The organism is Limosilactobacillus agrestis, assembly GCF_014145585.1.
Classification (GTDB): domain Bacteria; phylum Bacillota; class Bacilli; order Lactobacillales; family Lactobacillaceae; genus Limosilactobacillus; species Limosilactobacillus agrestis.
Genome location: NZ_JACIVF010000057.1, coordinates 1 through 20,607 on the forward strand (window position 1 = coordinate 1; position 20,607 = coordinate 20,607).

The following is a 20,607-nucleotide window of genomic DNA, read 5'->3' on the forward strand; positions in this document are numbered from 1 at the left end:
GGGAGATAACAATGGAAATAAAGAAACACTATAAATTATATAAAGATGGTAAAAATTGGTGCGCAATGGCATTAGCTGTCGCAGCTGTTTCAGCCGGATTGGTATTGGGAAATACGAATGTAAAAGCAGATACTGTTGATGCGACAGCTCCGGTAGCGCAACTTACTGCGCTTACTACTGAGAGTAGTCAAGAAAATCTAGCTAACCAAGAAAAAGCAGCCCAGGCTAAAGATAATGGTAACTATGGCTACCTTGATGCTGCTCAAGTTGTTAATAATAATGATTTGCATGTTAGTGGATGGCAAGCAACTAATCAAGCAGCAGGCAAAGACAACCGTTATTTAGTGGCTTATGATAGTACTACTAATACCGAATTGGGCCGCACTCAGGTAACAGAAAATGTAGCGCGTCCTGATGTTGCCAAAGCTTATCCAGATGTGGTTAACGCTAAGGATTCCGGTTACCAAGCAACAATGAATAGTCTGGACTGGAGTAAGGTTAAGAGCGTTGATGACCAGATTCACGTTGTGAGTCGCTATAGTGATGCCGTTAATGGTGAAGGGGATCATGTTGATAATTGGTCTCAACCGATTAACCTTGACAAGGGAAATTATGCTTATCTTGATAATTTTGACGTTAAAGATAATCAACTTCAAGTTTCAGGTTGGAATGCTACTAATAAGGCATTAGGTAAAACTAATCACTATGTGATTTTATATGATCGTACCGCTGGTCATGAGATTACCCGGGTAAAAGTAGAACCGACTGCTCGTCCCGATGTAGCGAAAGCTTATTCCCAAGTAATTAATGCCAAAGATTCTGGCTTTAGTACGGCCTTCTCACTTGCTGGAATTGACTTAACTCATGAACTTCAAATTATCAGTCGTTATAGCGATGCTGCTAATGGTGAAGGAAACTATGTTAGTTACTGGTATGCCCCTAAGAAGTTTGCGCCAGCTAACACTAGTAATCAAGGGAGCCTTGATTCATTTAACCTTAGTAATGGTCAGTTGACTGTTACCGGGTGGCATGCAACTGATTATTCGCAAATCGAAAATAATCACTACTTGATCTTATTTGATAATACAAATAAGACGCAAGTTAAGTCCATTAAGGTCACTAATGTTGCTCGTCCCGATGTGGCAAAGGTTTATCCTACAGTAGCAACAGCTGGGCAATCCGGCTTTAATGCTAATTTTGGTACGGTAAACCTTACTCCAGGTCATAGCTATAGTCTTGTTAGTCGTTACTCGTCGTTAGATAGTGGTAATGGGGATAATGGTCAAAGTAAGACTACTGATTATTGGTTTAATCCTGTAACGTTAGATCAACAAGCTTCTTATGTTGATAGCTTTACCAAGACTAATAATGGCTACAATGTGAAAGGCTGGATGGTCAGCGATCAATCAATTAATAAGCCTAATGCTTACCTTATTTTATTGAATGATGGCAGTGAAATTGATCGAGTACATGTTGACTTAACTGACCGTCTCGACGTAGCTAAAGTTTATCCAAGCATTTACAACTCACAAAAGAGTGGCTTTGATGTTAACTTTAAGGTGGATCCAGCTAAGGCAAACGGCACCCTGAAGGTAATTATGCGGTTTGCTGGTGATGATGCTAACCAAAATTACAGTGATCAGTACAGTCAAGATTACCCAACAAACGCTGGTAGCTTTGATAATATTCACGTAACGGCCAATCAGGTTAGCTTGAGTGGATGGCACGCAAGCAGTCAAGCAGCCAATAAACCATATGAATGGTTGATCGTTCTTGATAATAATGGTCAAGAACTTTACCGCCAAGAGATTACGAATAAGGGCCTTGGACGGAATGATGTTCAAAATGTTTATCCTTACATTGAAGGAGCAAATAAGTCAGGCTTTCAAATTGTGATTCCGACTCAAGAAAATATGCTCCACAAAGTAGTTAAAATTATTAACCGATTAACGGATGATCCAGCCGGCAATGGTAATTATATTGATATTGTATCTGGACCGGTTTCTATTCTTTCAGGAGTCCAATCTGAAGGCCGTAAAACGACTACCTACAATGATAATGGACAAATTGTTGCAGTTTATAATGATGCGGAGGTTATTAGTCAACTTCCGGAATTACCAACTGGTTGTGAAATTACAGCAGTAACAATGATGCTTCAGTATGCAGGTTATAATGTCAATAAAGTTCAATTGGCTAATATCATGCCACGGAGCAATAATGGAGATTATGGGTTTGTGGGTAATCCATTTAGTCCAAGTGGGTGGTGGATTTTTCCCACTGGGATTGCACCAGTAGTTGACCGTTTCGTTGGTCATCATGAAATTATGACAGGTGCATCGATGCAACGTATTCAGGATAAACTGAAGCAAGGACATTTAGTAGTTGCATGGGTTGCCAATGTCAATGGATTTGTAAATCATGCATTGGCATTAACTGGTTATGATGCAGGTCGCTTATTCTACAATAATCCTTGGACGGGAAGAAAAGAAAGCATGACATATGGTGAATTTTACCAACACTGGAATGCTGATAAACAGCGAGCAATTAGTTATTAAGATTGACTTTAATTAGTGGCGCAAATAATCAAGATGGTTTACAATAAGTGCATAAGATACATGGATCCTAAACGGAGGAATTAACTAAATGAAAATTAAACGACTTTTACTAAGCAGTTCTGTATTATTAATGACCACTTTAGGCTTAGCTGGTTGTGCAAGCAGTACAAACAAATCTGCTTCTAGTGACAGTTCGTCTAAAGAGACGACCTCAAAAGTTACTGAGAGTCGCAAAAGTTCTGCAAAAGCTAAAGATTCAACTAAATCAAGTAGTAAAAAGAATGCCGCTTCATCTAAAGTTAGTGATGATGATGTAGCCAAGATTGATTCTAATAGTAGTTCAAATACTACTTCTCAAAATGCAAATTCATCTAAGGCAACGAGTTCATCACAATCTTCTGCTACAAGTACGACAAAGTCATCTACTTCTAGTCAACAATCTTCAAGTAATAAGGCTAATCAAAGCAGCGAAATTCAACTGGGCTTAAGTGACGTTGCGGTTTGGACAGATGAAAATGGCGTTACTCATCATGTGGATAGTGATGGCATGGATCGACAAACAACGAACGGTAGTGACCAAATTACTTATAATGATTGGTCAGGTAGTTTACCAAGCAATGCAAAGGTTGTGCAAGCTCACTAATCTAGAAAAAAAGAATGTAATGAAAAAGTTATTAAATTCATTGCATTCTTTTTTATTGTCTAGAATTTTAATTTATATAATTGCATGCTAAAATGAATTGGTTCACCAAAATTATAGGAGATTAACAAATGGAACAGAAGAAACATTTTAAATTATATAAAAGTGGAAAGCAATGGATAACAGCTGCAATTGCAACGGTTGCAGTATCCACTGGAATAATTTTAGGAGGGGTGGCACAAGCTGATACTACAGACCCTGCTGATAATCAGTCAGTTGCTACTCAACCTATTTCTGACCAACAAGAAAATACTAATAATAGTAATAACAATAAACAGACACAAACCTTAAAAACTGTTACTAATGAGTCTGTTGCAGAAATAAATCCTCCTCAAGAATCTGTTAGTAATAACGAAACCCCTTCTAAAGAACCATCAACTTTAGAAGTTACCCCCAGTCAAACTCAAAGCTATGATCAAAATGATAATGGTAGTTATGGAAATTTTGATTCTATTGAAGTGAATAATAATCAATTACATGTTACTGGATGGCAAGCTACGAATCAGGCGGCTGCATATGGTAATCAAAATCGATTTTTAATTGTAATTGGTCATAATGATAAAGGTGAGCAAGCCGAACTGGGCCGGACAAAATTAAACGATCAAACTATTGTTCAACGTCCAGATGTTAAAAATATTCATAATGTCTATAATGCTGAAAATTCTGGCTTTGATGCAAAAATACAATTAGATACTAATAAACTAAATACCTATCGAAATGCAATTCAAATTGTTAGTCGTTATAGCGGGTCTGCTGATGGTAACAGTCAGTTTGTAGATTATGTCTCCGCCCCAGTCATTTTTGATCGTCAAAATTATGCTTGGCTAGATGAAATGGGAGTTGTTAATAATCAACTTCATGTAACAGGATGGAATGCTACTAATAAAGCATTAGGCAAAGATAATCATTATATTATTTTGTTTGATCGGACTCTTGGCCATGAAATTACTCGTAAAAAAGTAAATAATGTTTCTCGGATTGATGTTGCGGAAGCTTATCCTCAAGTTATTAATGCTGAGCAATCTGGTTTTACAGCTGATTTTTCTTTAGATAATCTTGACTTAACTCATGAATTGCAAATTATTAGCCGTTACAGTGACGCAGATAACGGAGAAGGAAATTATGTTAGCTATTGGCTTGCCCCTCAACGTTTGTTACCACAGGAAGTAGTTAATCAAGGATATATTGATCAATTTAATATAAGCAAAAATGGGAAAGTAACTGTTACAGGGTGGCATGCTAGTGATGTTGCTACTGTTGAAAATAATCGTTTCTTAATTCTTTTTGATCAAACGGTAGGTCATCAAATTACTTCAACTAAAATAAATAATGTTACTCGTCCAGACGTTGCCCAAGCATATCCTAATATTAAAGGTGCTTTAGATTCAGGCTTTAATGCAACGTTTGAGGTTAATCCAGCAGATATTATTTTTGGACATCAATATTCTATCGTCAGCCGTTATTCTACAGATCCAAATGGTAATGGAAATGATGGAAAGAGAACAGATTTTTGGTCTCCATCAATTGTTCTTAATCAATCTGCTAATGCTATTGATCAACTTTATTTAACTAATAATGGTATTCATGTTACTGGATGGATGGCTAGTGATGCCTCAACCACTCAAAATCATCCATATATCTTAGTAATGAATAATGGAAAAGAAATTACGCGTAAAGCCGTTCAACTAAGTACTCGTTCAGATGTTGCTAAAGTTTATCCTTCAATCTTTAATAGTGAGAATAGTGGATTTAACACAACAATTAATTTACCTAAAGAAATTGATCTATTCCAACTTAAAGACGTTCAAATTCTTTTAAGATTTAGCGCGGCCGATGATGGTAATCCTACTGCTACTTTACTGGTAACAGATCAATGGAGTAATAAATACGATCTGACTGCTAATCAAGGAAGCTTTGATTATGTTAAAGTTAATGATAATACAGTTGAAGTCCAGGGATGGCATGCCAGCAACTTATCATATGGGAAACCATATCAATATATTATAGTTCTTCAAAATGGAAGAGAAATTGGTCGTTCCATTGTAATGGGTTCGGAAGGTAACTTAGTTCGTCCAGATGTAGAACGTGTATTTCCAGGTATTTTGAATAGTGGACAATCTGGATTCCAAAGTTCAGTAGTGCTAAATACAGACTTAAGAAATACTGCTATTCAATTGATTCATCGTTTTACTGATGATCCGGTAGGAAATGGTAATTACATTGATATTAATTCGCCAGTATATGTTGTAAAGGATAGCTATCAAACAAGTGGAAGCTTTAATAGTGATTCTATGCGTGCTAAGCGTGATTTAACCGCTCAGCGAATTGCTCAAAAATTGATGCACCAACAAGGGATTAGTATTCTTTATGATTGGACTAATCAAAATAATAACTATCAAGAATTAACCATCCATGACATTGCCCAAGAACTTGCTCAAGGTGATGTAAATAATGATAGTAAAGTAATTAATGAAAAGCTTCATAATAATGCTTTGCTTGATGGTAATGTTATTTCAACAGCAATATATGATTTACCACAAACGATGGATTATAATCAACTTGCTGATAATTTTATCAATAATTTACCGACTGACGTGACACTAAACAATAGTGTAGTAGGAGTGGGGGTAACAAATAATAAATTAGCGATTGTTTTATTTAAACCAGGCGAACAAGCACTAACTGAAAAGGCTACTTCTAATTTAATGGGACAAGTCGCTGAAACATACAAAAATGCTGGTGTAACAGTTGAGGTAGAGAACGGACTTCAAACGGGAGCAGAAATCAGCAAAACCGATTTAGGCGAAGCGTTTAAGCAAGTAAGCCCGATGTTATTAACTGGTGAAAAGGGAACAGGGATCAGTTACGATACTCTTAAGACGATTTTTGCGGCACTTCCTGGAAATTCGACTGTTCTTGAAGGAAGTAAGAATTACTATAATAATAACGATGCTTATCATTATCAATTCTGGCTTGCTGGTCAAACTGCTGATGATAAACTCAACAATTTCTTAGCACTCAATAAGAATGCTAAATATGGTGATCAATTAAAAGTTGCGTATACTGCTACGCTTGTCTATGGTTCTGAAACTGGTTCGCAGACAGAAAATGTTAATATGACGCCAACGAGTAAAAAAACTGCTGACGAGGTTGCATTGGCTTATCAAAATGGAACAGAGACTGGTGCACGCTATGAAACAGTTAAAGTGGATCCAATTCCAAACATGAAACAAGATACAATTCGTGGAGTAGACGTTTCAAGCTACCTAGCTTTAGTTAAAAATGGAGTTCAATTCTATGACTTTGATGGACAACCAGCTGACTTAATGAAGGTCCTTGCTGATGCAGGCGTTAATTATATTCGTATCCGGATGTGGGTGGACCCATATAATGCTGCTGGGGAATCGTATGGTGGTGGAATTGATGACGAAGCAACTGTTTTACAGATTGCAGAAAATGCTAAAAAGTATGGAATGAAAGTACTTTTAGGACTACATTATTCTGATTTCTGGGCTGATCCAGCTACACAATTAGTTCCAAAGCAATGGAAAAACCTTGATGATAAAGATCTTAATGATGAAATATACCTTTATACTAAGAAATTAGTAAATGATTTTACAAAGGCTGGGGTTAATATTGACATGGCCCAACTTGGTAATGAAATTACAAAGGGAATTCTCGGTGTTCGCAATGAAGCCGAAGATGTCAATGTTTGGCAAACAGAACCACAAGTTAGTCGGATGACAAGTTACATTAGTTCTGCTTCTCGGGCATTCCGAGAAAGCAGTCCAGATACTCAATTAGCAATTCATATTGAGACACCGGACATGCACAATTATGATATGATTATGAGTGCCTTGCAGATGCATAATGTTGATTATGATGTTCTTGGGTCTTCTTACTATCCATTTTGGGGATGGGGTGGCAATAATCCTGATAATATTGCTAATGTAGAGAAAATGATTAAAGACAAGTATGGCAAAAAGTTTATGATTGCAGAAAGCGGTTGGCCATTTACTTTGGAAAATGCTGACGGAACTCCTAATAATGTTAGCTGGGATCCTGGTCATTATGCTGTAAGTCCTCAAGGGCAAGTTGATGAAATTGGCGCAATGTATAAAGCAATTTTAAGCAACGATAATGGTCTAGGAGCATTTTACTGGGAACCAGCCTGGATTCCGGTAAAAGCTGGTTGGAATAACTGGGAATATAATAAGCTAATGGGGGATGTCCAAGGTACTGGCTGGGCATCAATTAATGCGCGTGGCTATTACCCTGATTCAAAGATCATGTATGAAGGGAAACCAGCTTCAGGTGGAACTTCTTGGGATAATAACACTCTTTTTGATGATCGAGGTTACCCACTTCAATCATTAATGATGTATAAAGGATTTTTAACTGGTTATGTTTCTCCTGCAAATGTTACGAGTCCGCTTAATGCTAAGATCAATGCCTTATATAAAGCAGATGGGATTAATTTAACAAATCCATTAAAGATTGGCGATACTTTAGATTTAAATAATGTATTAAATCAAGAAGGTCAACAGTTATTAAATGGGACTCAAAATACTAGTATTAGTGAAACATCTTTAAAGGTTATTTTCAATAATTTTCGAGATGGCTTTAAGAGCGAGAATTATGTTGATGAAGCTGGTAATAAGTATCATTATGAATTTTGGCTAGATGGTAACAGTACTGCGGAAAAACTTAGTAATTTTCTTAAAGCTAATCAAAATGCTAAATATGGTGTTCCATTAACAGTTAATTATAGTGCGACGCTTGTTGCTGATAAGCAGGTTGAAACGGTCACATCTCCAGTAAATGCAACTGTTTCTGAAGTATGGGGAATTGATGGAGTATCAATTGATCATCCACTTAAAACAGGCGATTCATTACCGGCAGAGGAATTATCGTCTCTTCAGAAAACTGTTGCTGCTGCTCTAACTGGTGAGAAAGGTACAATAATAAATACACAGGCATTTGACAATCTTGCAAAAGTACTTCCAGGAACATATGGGACAACGGGAGTACTTTCTGGACAAAAAATATATACATTAAAAGATGGTAATCAATATCATTATGAATATTGGTTAACGACCGCCAGTTTACAGACTGCTAACCAAGGCGCTAAATATGGGGATCCGATTAATCTTACATATTCAGCTTCATTAAAATGGATTGATCCATCAAACAAATAATTGATTAGAGAAAAAGTGGTTCAAAGAGAGATCTTAGAACTACTTTTTTATTACAAAAACTTTACTAAAAGATTACAAGAATACTTAAATAGTCTTAAATTATGATAAATATTTCAAAGCTTCACAAACACTGTAGTAATGTAGTATTATACAAAAGTATGTAAAAGTTATGATATGGAGAGAACAATGAAAAAATATGATTATCTAGTAGTAGGCGCGGGCCTTTTTGGGGCGACTTTTGCCTATGAAGCTGCTAAACGTGGTAAGCGCGTAAAGGTGATTGAAAAACGAGACCATATTGCTGGTAATATTTACACTAAAGCAATAGATGGTATTCAGGTTCATCAATATGGGGCCCATATTTTCCATACGTCTAATAAGGAAGTGTGGGATTATGTGAACCAGTTTGCAGAATTCAATCGATATACAAATAGTCCAGTAGCTAACTACAAGGGCGAAATGTACAACCTCCCATTTAATATGAATACTTTTAGCCAGATGTGGGGGGTACGGACACCAGCAGAAGCAATGGCAAAAATTAACGAGCAACGCCAAGAGATGGCAGGTAAAGAGCCACAGAATTTGGAAGAACAAGCCATTTCGTTAATTGGCCGTGATATTTATGAAAAGCTCATCAAAGGTTATACTGAAAAACAGTGGGGACAAAAGGCAACTGAATTGCCAGCCTTTATTATTCGGCGACTTCCAGTGCGGTTAATTTATGATAATAACTACTTTAACGATACTTACCAAGGAATTCCAATTGGGGGCTATACCCAAATTGTCGAAAAAATGCTTGATAGTGATTTGATTGATGTTGAAACTGGAGTAGACTTCTTTGATAAGAAGGACGAATACCTTAAAGATTATCCCAAGGTTGTCTTTACCGGGATGATTGATCAATTCTTTGACTACCAGTTAGGTGAATTACAATACCGTAGTTTACGCTTTGAAACTGAGGAAAAGAACATTGGCAATTATCAAGGTAATGCGGTAATTAACTATACTGATGCCGAAATACCATATACTCGGATTATTGAACATAAGCACTTTGAATTCGGGAAGGGTGATAAGGATAAGACAGTGATTACTCGTGAATATCCTGCTGACTGGCATCGGGGTGATGAACCATATTACCCAATTAATAATCAACGGAATAACGAACTTTATAAGCAATATGCAAAATTAGCGAACGAAGAGGCTAATAATGTGATCTTCGGTGGCCGTTTAGGTCAATATCGTTACTACAACATGGATCAAGTATTACATGCAGCATTGACAGCTGTTAACAAGGAGTTTGATTAGTAGCCATGAAGGTTATTAAGAATTATTTGTATAATGTTGTCTATCAAATATTATTACTGTTAGTACCGTTAATTACTGTTCCTTATATTTCACGTGTACTGGGACCGGAACTTGTAGGTATCAATTCTTATACAAACAGTTGGATGACCTTCTTTATGCTTGTTGGACAAATGGGAATTGCACTTTATGGTAATCGTGAAGTTGCCTATCATCGTGAAAATCCTATTGAACGTTCAAAAATCTTTTGGGGAATTGAGACGCTTCAAGGAATGACAATTTTACTAGCATTAATAGCTTATCTTGCAGCGGTACTCCTATTTAGTACTACTTTTAAACATTATTTTTTACTTCAATCTTTTTGGATTATTGCAGCTGGATTGGATGTTTCTTGGTATTTTATGGGAATGGAAAACTTTCAACGGATTGTTTTCCGAAATATGCTAGTAAAATTGGCTTCAGTTGCTTTAATTTTTCTTTTAATTAAAAATCAAAGTGACCTAGGAAAGTATATTGCCTTATTGGGATTATCAAATCTTGCTGGTAACTTAACTTTATGGCCATATTTGAAAGATGAAATTAAATGGGTTCCAATTAGCACGTGGCACCCGTTTAAACATTTTTATCCCGCGCTATTGCTTTTTATTCCAACGATTACTACTCAAGTATACTTAGTTGTTAATCGACTTATGCTTGGGCGTATGTCAACGCAAAACCAACTAGGGCAGTTTCAGAACACTGACCAAATCATTAAGGTTGTTTTAGCAGTTGCGACTGCTTCTGGGCAAGTGATGTTACCTCATATTGCTAACAAATTTTCTAAAGGTGATGTTAAGGGAATTCGGGAGAGTTTGTATAATTCTTTTGATTTTATAACAGCAATTGCAGTGCCAATGATGTTTGGAATTATGGCAATTGCTCAACCATTTGCTCCATGGTTTTTAGGACGACAATATGATGCGGCTGGAACTTTAATGATGTTTGAAGCGCCAGTTATCTTATTTATTGCTTGGAGTAATGTTACAGGAACGCAATATTTAATGCCGATTAATCGCACGAAAGAATATACGGTTTCAGTTACATTAGGGGCTGTTGTTAATATTATTGCAAACCTTTTCTTAATTGCTTTGTGGGGAGCTAAAGGTGCAACAATCGCTACAGATATTTCAGAGTTAACAGTAACAGCAATTCAATTATTTTATATTAGAGGGACTATTGAACGTAGACGGCTCTTTAAGAACAGCTGGAAATATATAATAAGTGGTGGATTAATGTTCATTGTCGTTTACCGTTTGGCTTTAATTATTAATATGACTGTTATTAATTTGGCTATAGAAGTACTTGTCGGCATGATTGTATACTTGCTTGGCATTATTTTGCTTAAGGCGCCAATTGTTGACCAAGCTATTGACTTAATTCAAAGGCGACGAAAATAATAAAAGTGAGGAAAATATATGAATTATCAATCGGTAATTGTTACCTATAATAGAAAAGATAAACTTATTGAAGCATTAAATTCGTTGCTAAACCAGAAAGTACCGCCAATTAGGATTATTCTTATTGATAATCATTCAACAGATGGTACAGAAAAGAAACTTAAAGAGACGGGACTGTTAAGACATCCTAAAATAGTCTACATTCAGATGCCGCAAAATTATGGAGGCTCTGGGGGCTTTTATCATGGTATTGAAGAAGCAATGAAATATACAGACTTTGACTTTTTATCATTATCAGATGATGATGCGATATATAAATCTAATTTTTTTGAACTAATTTCGAATTGTCAAAAAACGCATCCTGAAATAAAAGCATTTTGTGGAACGGTAGAATATGAAGATGGCACGATTCAAATTGATCATCGTCGTAGAGTATTAGAAGCTAGATGGTATCGACAAGAAGATATTCCTGCTTCAGAATATAATCAAAACTTTGAAGTTGATTTGTTGTCATTTGTTGGGTGTGTAATCAGTAGAGATATTTTGAAAAGAATAGGACTGCCCGAAAAAGATTATTTTATATATTATGATGATACCGAATATTCGTTACGAATTCGTAAGTATAGTAAGATCATTAACGTATCAGATGCAATTATTGTTCATAAGACTCCTAAAAAAGATCCAGCAAAGCAGAATGTTATTAATTGGAAGAATTATTATGAAATGAGAAACTCAATGTTGATGAAAGAAAAACATTCGGACTGGAAATGGCTAAAACTGTACTTTTATCAATACTATTTAAAATTGTGCATTAGGATATTATTTAACAATGTATATAAAGGGCAACGGAGACAAGCCCTCTATACTTATTACCACGGTTTTAAGGATGCTTTAAGAAATAAGAAGGGAAAAAATGACCTATTTACCCCTTAAATAATCTAAATATCATTATTCGAGATAGGAGAAAATAATAGTGAATACCTACTTAAAAGATAAAGTTAGATGGGTAAATAATAAAGTAATTAGCGGGGAGCAGTTATTCTTTTTTGCATTTACGATAAGTTTAATTGCTTCTTTTGTTGTGAATACTACATTTATGATTTATTTGCGAATTAATCAGGTTAATTGGTTTAATTACTTTGCATTATTTTTGCTTGTAATTAAAATTTATATATTTGATAGTTTTAATTGGAAAGAATATATTGCAATAACAATTACTCTAGCATTGGCATTTTTCTCATGGAAAAATACTCAAATAAATACAGTAATGATAATGTTTGGCTTTATACTAGGTGCAAAAAACATTAATTTTAATAAGATAGTTAGACATTACTTTAATGTTAATTTTGTTCTATTATTGTTAATCATACTATATTCTTTACTAGGAATTATTCGTAATTTAGCATTCTTTCGTGGAGATGTATTTAGATATAGTCTTGGAATAGATTACTCAACTGATTTATCAGCCTACGTATTCTATTTATGTTTAGCATATTGCTACCTAAATTATCGGTCATTAAATTGGAAAAAGTTTATTGGAATTCTAATTATAGATACTATTATGTATCTCATCACAAATACTCGTGTGGATACATTTCTGATTCTATTGATAGTTCCTGTTATAGTGTTAGCAACAAGTTCAGTTAAAACGAAAATAAAGAAATTTATTGTCTCTTCGTTTTGGTATTTGAACATTATCCTACCATATACTTTTGTCCTCCTTACGTATTACTTTACGTTTGGAAATTCAACAATGGTAAAACTAAATAGAATATTATCAGGACGTTTAACGTATGGAGAAGAAGGCTTTGAAAAATATGGAGTAACACTATTTGGACAAAAAATTGCTGAGCATGGATGGGGAGGCGCAAAGGGTCTTACAATGATGAAAAACAATCCCTTTGGGTATTTCTATATTGATTCTTCATTCATTAGGCTACTAATTATAAATGGTGCACTGTTAGGAGTAATCACTCTTTTCATAATTGCATTTATTTCAATTAGGGAAACAATTCATCATGATTACCTATTGCCGAGTATACTTTTTCTTGTAGTATTAAGTAGTATGATTGACCAACACTTATTAGAAATTACTTATGATCCATTCTTATTATCATTTTTATCAATTGTTCCCTTTAACTTAAACGGAGGTTCGCAAAATGACAAAATCAAATAAATTTACGGTTGGTAAAATTAACCAAATTATATGGAAAAATATTCTTATTATCATAGTTTTTACAGTCCTTTGTGGATTAATAGGTGGATTATATGCAAAGCATAAAAGGAATACATCGTATCTTGCTAAATCGAGTGTAATTATCGAAGCTAATCTGCAAAATACTGATTATAAAAATTCGGCAATTATGGCTGAAAAAGGGATGATGAAAACTTATGAAGAGATTGTGAATAATCAAGAAACAATGAAGAAAGCGCAAAAATATCTTCCAAAGAAAATAAAAAAACAATATTCAGCAGATCAATTAGGAGCGGCTGTAAACGTTGATTCAAATCCAGACTCGCTTATTCTAAACATCAATGCAAAGACGAGCGAGGCAAAGAATTCTGTAGAAATTACTAATGCTGTTGCTAAAGCCTCGACAAAGCAATTGCCTCAATATAGTCCTAATCGCATTAAAGTAAGAGTAGTAAATAGAGCAAATAACGATAATATTCATTCAGTCACTACTCCATCTATAAAGAAATATGCAGTTTTAGGAGCAGCTTTAGGATTGTTAATTGGAATGATTATTTCATTTAGCGTATCTACTTGGAAAAATATTTAATTATTAAAGAGGCAAAAATATGGCTGAAGATACAGTAGCAATTTTAATGTCTACTTATAATGGTGAGAAATACCTTAAGGAACAGATTGAATCAATTATTACTCAAAGTTTTTCAAACTGGCAGTTGTACATTAGAGATGATGGTTCTACTGATCATACTGTAAGTATAATTAATGAGTTTGTTCATAAGGATAAAAGAATTAATTTTTTAAATGCTAAATTTGATAAAAATCTTGGTGTTACAAGATCATTTATGAAACTTTTAGAATCTACTGAGGCCAATTATTATATGTTTTCAGATCAAGACGATTATTGGAAACAAGATAAGGTAAAGTTAACTCTAAAGAAAATGCAAGACGCGGAAAAATTTTTTAACTATAAGCCTATCTGTGTTCATACCAACTTAACAATTGTTGATAATAACCTTAATGGTAATTTATTAATGAAAAAACCAGAAGATACGTGGTCTGGTTTTAAACAATTACTATTTAAAAATTGCGTAACAGGATGCACAATGATGATTAACCAAGCATTAAAGAGGCAAATTAATTTTAACGATAAAAAATTGGTTAATGTGTATCTGCATGATTGGTGGATTGCATTAATTGCAGCTGCTTTTGGTAAGGTAATATATTTAGAAGAACCAACTATTTTGTATCGTCAACATGTTGGTAATCTAGTTGGCAGTAATATCAAAGGAACTGCCTGGTATAATAATACAGTTAGTGATCCTGTTAATGAGCGCGTTATTCAATCTATGCGAATGATTAGAGATTTTTGGAATGTTTATGGTAATCAGCTTCAAGGAACGAATAAAAAATATACTGAAAAATATGCTAAATTAATCGGTCACGCTAACTTATTAAGAAATTTCATTACTGTTTTACACTATCCACCGGTAAGACCAACAATTCGGGGAGATATTTTATTTGGCTTTCTGGTTGTTAAAAATTTCAAGGAAATAAATCAATTAGAGATTGATAAGGAGAAAAAATGACTATTCAAGATAAATTATTTTCTATTATTACAATTGTTAATAAAGAAAAAATATATGAAGGATTCTTAAAAAACTTAAAAGAGCAAGAAGGAGTTCAATATGAGCTAATTAAGATTAATAATGATCATAATCAGTTTTCATCAGCTAGGGAAGCTTATAATGATGCTATGAAAAAAGCTCATGGAGATTACTTTATTTTCTTGCATCCAGATATGCGCTTTCTAGATAAATTTGCATTGAAAGATGCATTAGAGCAAATTGTGCAGATTGATGATTTAGGAGTAGCAGGAGTTTCCGGTTGCCCATTTGAATTGCATCATCATAAATCAACAATTTTGACTACGATTGTTCAAGGAGATCCTTATTACCATTTTGGAAAATCAATTGACAAAGTTACAGAGGTTCAAACTGTTGACGAATGTTTTTTTGTTATGACAAGGGATTTTTGTGAAAATCATCCATTCACAGATGTCAAAGGATGGCATATGTATGCAGTAGAACAATGTTTAATTGCTTTACTAAATAATAAGAAAAATTATGTTATTCCTGCTCGAATGTGGCATTATTCTCCTGGTAATTCTGAAAACTGGCAGTATGTTCAAACAGGTCGTGAAATAGTAAAGCGCTATGGTTCGCACTTTACATCAATTAATACGACAATGACAACGTGGAATACTCATAGCAAACTAAATTTAATTGTCATACCACCATTGAAATTAGTTAAGCATAAGATTTGGCGCAAATTTAATTTATAAAAGTAGTGGTATAAATGATGAATAAAAAAATTGCTGCGGTAGTTGTGACGTATAACCGTAAAAAATTATTGGCTGAATGTATCAATGCATTATTAGCCCAAACATATCGTAATTTAGATATTCTCGTAATTGATAATGCTAGTACTGATGGGACGAGGGAAATAGTAGAAGCATTTAAGAATCCTCAAATTAGGTATATTAACACGGGTGAAAATCTTGGCGGAGCTGGTGGCTTTCAATTTGGAGTTAAGCAAGGCGCTAATGCTGAATATGACTATTTATGGTTGATGGATGATGATTCAATTCCAACACCAAATGCGTTGGAAAAACTAATAGAAACTGCTGACACAGTTGGTAATTTTGGATTTTTATCAAGTAAAGTCCTTTGGAAGAACCAATCACTTTGTAAAATGAATATTCCTAAAGTTTCCTTAAACCATAAATTAACTAACTTTAATGGTAATAAACCTAAGAAAATTATTATGGGGACGTTTGTTTCTTTCTTAGTGCCGGTTAAAGTGGTAAAAGAGATTGGGCTACCAATTAAGGAATTCTTTATTTGGGCTGATGATTTTGAGTATTCGCGAAGAATTTCACGGAAATATTCGGCTTACTTCGTTCCTGAGAGTATTGTAATCCATAAGTGTAAATCCAATACAGGAAGTAATATTGTTAATGATAGTTCTAAGCGGTTTAATCGTTATCGATATGCATATCGCAATGAAGTCTACTTATATCGTCGCGAGGGAATAGCTGGATGGAATCATTTACTTTTAAAGACGGGGTTGCATCTTACTAAGGTGATCTTAAAAGCACCGGATAATAAGAAAACACGGTTAAAAATCATTTGTGAGTCAACATTAAAGGGATTAAGTTTTAATCCTAAGATTGAATATATAAATAATGGGAAAGAAAAAAATGAGTAAAAATAATAGAAAGTACTTTATGTATCTCAATGCAATTCTATCTTCCTTTGCAGTTGTAGTATTACATACAGTAGCTAATCCAGTGAGTCTTGGTATTGCTAAAATTCAACCAACTTTTTATGTAATATTGTGTCTTATCATTGGTATCGTCTTTTCTTACGGGGTACCAATGTTTTTTATGCAATCAGGAGCAAATATATTAAGTTACCGAAATCGTTATGATACTAAGACCTTTTTTCATAAACGAATTAATAAAGTGGTGGTCCCCTTTGTTGTCTGGAGTATATTAGGTTTCTTATTAATCTACGGGCATAATGGTGGAACTCTGAATATTAAGGCTTTTATTCAGGGATTCCTATCGGGAACATTGGTTGGTCCATATTGGTTTTTTTATAATATTATTGGTTTCTATTTATGCGCACCGTTTGTTTCCTTGATTATTATTCATGGTAATAGAAGTTTAATTAAGTATACTATCCTATTAATGGTGACTGTTAATACAATTTTACCGGTAATAAGTCTTGTTACTAAAACAAATAATTTATTTGGATTATCGGTGCCATTTGTTGGCTCTTATGCGCAATATTTTATTGCTGGTTGGTATCTAACTAATAATGAAATATCAAAGAAGCGTACGTGCCAGATATACTTTTTAGCAATCATTATGTTACTTTTTGAAATTGGAGCAACAATTTATTTTACCTTTTTCTATCGTCATCTAGCCGTATTAAATTATCCTGGTGGAATTGTAAAAACATTTGGTGATATTTCAATGTTCCCATCTTTTTGTGTAATGTGTTCGCTGTTTTTATTTTTAAAAGATCGAGAACCACAGTTAAAAGTATCAACTCATAAGAATATTTTAGTTATACTAGCTGGCTTAACTTTCGGAATTTATTTAATTCATCCATTTGTTATTACGTGGGTACTAAATCCATTAAATAGTTTAGTTCATTTACCGTTAATAATAATGATAATAACAGATCCAATTTTTGTATTTATATTAAGTGGAACAATAACTTTTACTATGAAAAAAGTTAAGTTAATAAATAAACTTGTACCATAATTTGAAAGTAGAGAAGGTAGAATGAAAAAGATTATTTATTTATTATTGATAGTAGCATCCTTTGGAATGAATATAACATATCCAGAAAATGTGGATGTGATAAGGATTAATAGTAATCAGTGCATTTCATTATTTTTTCTAATATGGGTAGGTTGCTTATTTTACATGGTCAAAAAAAATAAGATAAATATTCAAATTAAATCTGTGTGGATATTTGGCTTTATTTTATCTGTAATCTATAATGCAACATTTATTGCCAATAATTTAAGTGATAGTGCCTATTTGACAGGTTTGGTTAATATATTATTAACTATGTTTGCCTTATTTAGTTGGACAATAATTTTTTCACTTACTTTATCTGTAATACAAAAGTATTTTGGATTCAATATTGTAAATTGGCATACACCAAAGACAATATATATATGGTTAATACTTGTAATTATTTGGATAATCTCAATTGCTGGGTTCCTTCCTGGACAAATATCATGGGACGGTGTACGTCAATTTTGCGAATTTGAAAGGACAAAAATAGCATATTTAAATTTCAAATATATACCAACCAATCATCATCCATGGTTCACAACGATAATTTTTGGTACTTTGTTTAATGTTGGAAGATCTTTATTTGGTGTTAATTTTGGTATATTTTTGGTTGTTTTATTTCAATTTATTATATCGAGTGTAATATATACATTTGTGATTAAATATGTATTTGAAAAGACAGGTAAATATGGCGGAATTGGTGCATTTATACTTTTTGCTTCACCTATATTTAGCTCATATGCTATAACCATCGATAAGAGTACTCTTTATTACGCATTTGCGGCCTGGTTTTATTTGATGTTTACTAAAATTTTTGAAAAAATAAAAATTTCCCAATTAAAATGGGATGATATTTTATACTATTGTTTAGCCAGTTCACTGTTTGGGTTGTTTAGAAATGATTCTTTTTTTATTGTGATTATAGCAACGGTCGTTCTAATTTTTCTTTCGATAAGTAAAAAGAGAAATTTAATGTTAATAATGGTTTCTATATTTGTAATTTTAGGAATTCATTTTGGCTGGAATAGCTATTTAAATCTAAAAAATGTCGTAAAGAGTTCACCTTCTGAGGCATTAACCTTGCCAACACGTCAATTAAGCTATATTTATTTACACGATAAAAATTCTTTAACGAAAAATGAACTTAAAATAATTAATAGGATAACACCACTATCAAAAATAAGTCAAAATTTTGATATTAATAATGGTGATAATCTGAAATCGTTGTACCCATCAAATACTTTCTTAAATTCAGACCAAATAATCAGTGATGTAAAAAAACATAAAAAAACAATTAGAACAACAAATACTGAAAAAAGGGAGATAAGCCAATATCTAGCTGTTTGGCTAAAAGAAGGAATTAATCACCCATTTAAATATGTATATGTTTATTTAGGAGCTAATTCTTGTTATTTAAATCCTTTTATTCGGTATTCTGATGGATTATTCTTAAATTATTTCCCTGGGCCAGAAACTCATCCTTATATGGCGCCTTCCTGGTCAAAGCAGTATACTCCAGTCTTTAATGAAAAGATAAGGGATATTTATCGGAAGGCAATGCTGTTTATTGTAAACTCTCCCTTATTAATGTTTATTAGTAATCCTGCTTTTCCAATATGGAGTACCCTGATTTTGTTCTGCGTCCTATTTGAATTAAGAAAAAAAGTAAACTTAATGTTATTATTACCATTAGCTGTTATGTGCTTACTATTTACTATTACTTCGATCAATGGGTATACAAGGTATACAATTGGTGTTTTAGCAGTTCTTCCTATAGTAATTTCTTACTTATGGCGAGATCGATATAATGACAAATTTTGTAAGGTGAAATAAAATGATAGATACAGTTGCTGTTTTAATTCCTTGTTATAACGAGGCAAAAACCATTAAAAAAGTAGTGCAAGATTGCAAAAAAGCAATTAGTACAATACCGAATTCTAATGTTTATGTTTATGATAATAATTCAACAGATGATACAGCAGAATTAGCAAAAAAAGCTGGGGCAATTGTTCGTCATGAATATATGCAAGGAAAAGGGAACGTAATTCGTCGAATGTTTCGTGAAATTGATGCAGAATGTTACATTATGATCGATGGGGATGATACTTATCCTGCTGAAGATATTCCCAAAATGGCTAAATATGTTTTAGAGCAGAAGTACGATATGGTTGTTGGAGACCGCTTGAGTTCAAGCTATTTTGAAGAAAATAAACGGCCATTCCATGGGATAGGGAATAAACTTGTTAGAGGAAGTATTAACTTTTTCTTCAAAAATGACATTCGAGATATTATGACAGGATATCGGGCATTTAGTTTTGAATTTGTAAAATCATACCCAGTTCTTTCTCACGGTTTTGAAATTGAGACAGAAATGAGTATTTTTGCGACGGTAAATAATCTTTCAGTTAAAAATCACATTATCGAATATCGTGATCGACCTGTAGGAAGTGAGAGTAAGTTGAATACTTTCTCGGATGGTTTTAAGGTCTTGCGACTAATTTTCACCCTTTACAGGAATTATAAGCCGTTTAATTTTTACGGATTATTAGCACTATTGCTAGTGATTTTATCATTAGGATTCTTTATCCCTAATGTCTGGTTACCATATGAGGCAACAGGTAAGGTTGCAAATATGCCGACGTTAATAGTATGTGGCTTTTGTCTAATTGCTGGAATAATTTCTTTTTACAGTGGATTGATTTTAGATTCTATTCAACGGAAAGAGCGTCGTGAATTTGAGTTTAGATTACAAGAACTTCACTTTGAAAGAAAAGAAGAAATCAAATAAGCTAGTATTTAAGATTACAAGTAACCCACTTAAAACTTACTTGTAATCTTTTTGTAATT

Annotated in this window: 14 protein-coding genes; all 14 read left to right on the top strand. The window is 33.5% G+C overall.

Annotated features, from left to right (window positions below; all coding sequences use genetic code 11):
- The first annotated feature begins 11 nt into the window (after positions 1 to 11).
- Positions 12 to 2,555 (top strand): C39 family peptidase, encoded by a 2,544-nt coding sequence (locus H5R88_RS05985; protein ID WP_182600514.1) that lies wholly within the window; start codon positions 12 to 14, stop codon positions 2,553 to 2,555.
- An 88-nt stretch (positions 2,556 to 2,643) separates the two neighbouring features.
- Positions 2,644 to 3,198 carry a CDP-diacylglycerol diphosphatase gene (locus tag H5R88_RS05990; RefSeq protein WP_182600515.1) on the top strand — a complete coding sequence of 185 codons (555 nt, stop codon included), beginning with the start codon at positions 2,644 to 2,646 and terminating at the stop codon, positions 3,196 to 3,198.
- Positions 3,199 to 3,326: 128 nt separating this feature from the next.
- On the top strand, positions 3,327 to 8,453 hold the full coding sequence (locus H5R88_RS05995; protein WP_182600516.1) for a glycosyl hydrolase 53 family protein: 5,127 nt from the start codon (positions 3,327 to 3,329) through the stop codon (positions 8,451 to 8,453).
- A 186-nt stretch (positions 8,454 to 8,639) separates the two neighbouring features.
- Positions 8,640 to 9,758 (top strand): UDP-galactopyranose mutase, encoded by a 1,119-nt coding sequence (glf, locus tag H5R88_RS06000; RefSeq protein ID WP_182600517.1) that lies wholly within the window; start codon positions 8,640 to 8,642, stop codon positions 9,756 to 9,758.
- Positions 9,759 to 9,763: 5 nt separating this feature from the next.
- The gene (locus H5R88_RS06005) at positions 9,764 to 11,191 is read left to right on the top strand and encodes a flippase (protein WP_182600518.1); all 1,428 of its coding nucleotides are present in this window, start codon (positions 9,764 to 9,766) and stop codon (positions 11,189 to 11,191) included.
- 18 nt (positions 11,192 to 11,209) lie between these two features.
- A complete protein-coding gene (locus H5R88_RS06010) occupies positions 11,210 to 12,124 on the top strand; it encodes a glycosyltransferase family 2 protein (RefSeq protein WP_182600519.1) in 915 nt (304 codons plus the stop codon).
- Positions 12,125 to 12,164: 40 nt separating this feature from the next.
- Positions 12,165 to 13,367 (top strand): polymerase, encoded by a 1,203-nt coding sequence (locus H5R88_RS06015; protein ID WP_182600520.1) that lies wholly within the window; start codon positions 12,165 to 12,167, stop codon positions 13,365 to 13,367.
- Complete coding sequence (locus tag H5R88_RS06020) at positions 13,351 to 13,974, top strand: YveK family protein (RefSeq protein ID WP_182600521.1); 624 nt, start codon at positions 13,351 to 13,353, stop codon at positions 13,972 to 13,974. Before H5R88_RS06015 ends, H5R88_RS06020 begins: the two co-directional genes overlap by 17 nt.
- A gap of 19 nt (positions 13,975 to 13,993) precedes the next feature.
- Positions 13,994 to 14,971 carry a glycosyltransferase family 2 protein gene (locus H5R88_RS06025; protein ID WP_182600522.1) on the top strand — a complete coding sequence of 326 codons (978 nt, stop codon included), beginning with the start codon at positions 13,994 to 13,996 and terminating at the stop codon, positions 14,969 to 14,971.
- Positions 14,968 to 15,726, top strand: coding sequence for a glycosyltransferase (locus H5R88_RS06030; protein ID WP_182600523.1), 759 nt, complete (start codon positions 14,968 to 14,970; stop codon positions 15,724 to 15,726). The genes H5R88_RS06025 and H5R88_RS06030 overlap by 4 nt, the downstream gene beginning before the upstream one ends.
- Before the next feature lie 14 nt (positions 15,727 to 15,740).
- Entirely contained in the window at positions 15,741 to 16,652 is a 912-nt protein-coding gene (locus H5R88_RS06035; RefSeq protein WP_231824838.1) for a glycosyltransferase family 2 protein, read from the top strand.
- Positions 16,645 to 17,718: an acyltransferase gene (locus H5R88_RS06040; protein WP_182600524.1), complete on the top strand. Its 1,074-nt coding sequence runs from the start codon at positions 16,645 to 16,647 to the stop codon at positions 17,716 to 17,718. Before H5R88_RS06035 ends, H5R88_RS06040 begins: the two co-directional genes overlap by 8 nt.
- A 21-nt stretch (positions 17,719 to 17,739) precedes the next feature.
- The gene (locus tag H5R88_RS06045; RefSeq protein ID WP_182600525.1) at positions 17,740 to 19,593 is read left to right on the top strand and encodes a DUF6020 family protein; all 1,854 of its coding nucleotides are present in this window, start codon (positions 17,740 to 17,742) and stop codon (positions 19,591 to 19,593) included.
- Between the two features lie 4 nt (positions 19,594 to 19,597).
- A complete protein-coding gene (locus H5R88_RS06050) occupies positions 19,598 to 20,548 on the top strand; it encodes a glycosyltransferase family 2 protein (protein ID WP_182600530.1) in 951 nt (316 codons plus the stop codon).
- Positions 20,549 to 20,607: the final 59 nt, after the last annotated feature.

What these genes read in the sequence shown, in the direction of transcription:
- H5R88_RS06005 (WP_182600518.1), top strand. Translation starts at nt 9,764, where the DNA reads ATGAAGGTTATTAAGAATTATTTGTATAATGTTGTCTATCAAATATTA.
- H5R88_RS06035 (WP_231824838.1), top strand. Translation starts at nt 15,741, where the DNA reads ATGATGAATAAAAAAATTGCTGCGGTAGTTGTGACGTATAACCGTAAA.
- glf (WP_182600517.1), top strand. Translation starts at nt 8,640, where the DNA reads ATGAAAAAATATGATTATCTAGTAGTAGGCGCGGGCCTTTTTGGGGCG.
- H5R88_RS06020 (WP_182600521.1), top strand. Translation starts at nt 13,351, where the DNA reads ATGACAAAATCAAATAAATTTACGGTTGGTAAAATTAACCAAATTATA.
- H5R88_RS06025 (WP_182600522.1), top strand. Translation starts at nt 13,994, where the DNA reads ATGGCTGAAGATACAGTAGCAATTTTAATGTCTACTTATAATGGTGAG.
- H5R88_RS06010 (WP_182600519.1), top strand. Translation starts at nt 11,210, where the DNA reads ATGAATTATCAATCGGTAATTGTTACCTATAATAGAAAAGATAAACTT.
- H5R88_RS06045 (WP_182600525.1), top strand. Translation starts at nt 17,740, where the DNA reads ATGAAAAAGATTATTTATTTATTATTGATAGTAGCATCCTTTGGAATG.
- H5R88_RS06030 (WP_182600523.1), top strand. Translation starts at nt 14,968, where the DNA reads ATGACTATTCAAGATAAATTATTTTCTATTATTACAATTGTTAATAAA.
- H5R88_RS05995 (WP_182600516.1), top strand. Translation starts at nt 3,327, where the DNA reads ATGGAACAGAAGAAACATTTTAAATTATATAAAAGTGGAAAGCAATGG.
- H5R88_RS05990 (WP_182600515.1), top strand. Translation starts at nt 2,644, where the DNA reads ATGAAAATTAAACGACTTTTACTAAGCAGTTCTGTATTATTAATGACC.
- H5R88_RS06040 (WP_182600524.1), top strand. Translation starts at nt 16,645, where the DNA reads ATGAGTAAAAATAATAGAAAGTACTTTATGTATCTCAATGCAATTCTA.
- H5R88_RS05985 (WP_182600514.1), top strand. Translation starts at nt 12, where the DNA reads ATGGAAATAAAGAAACACTATAAATTATATAAAGATGGTAAAAATTGG.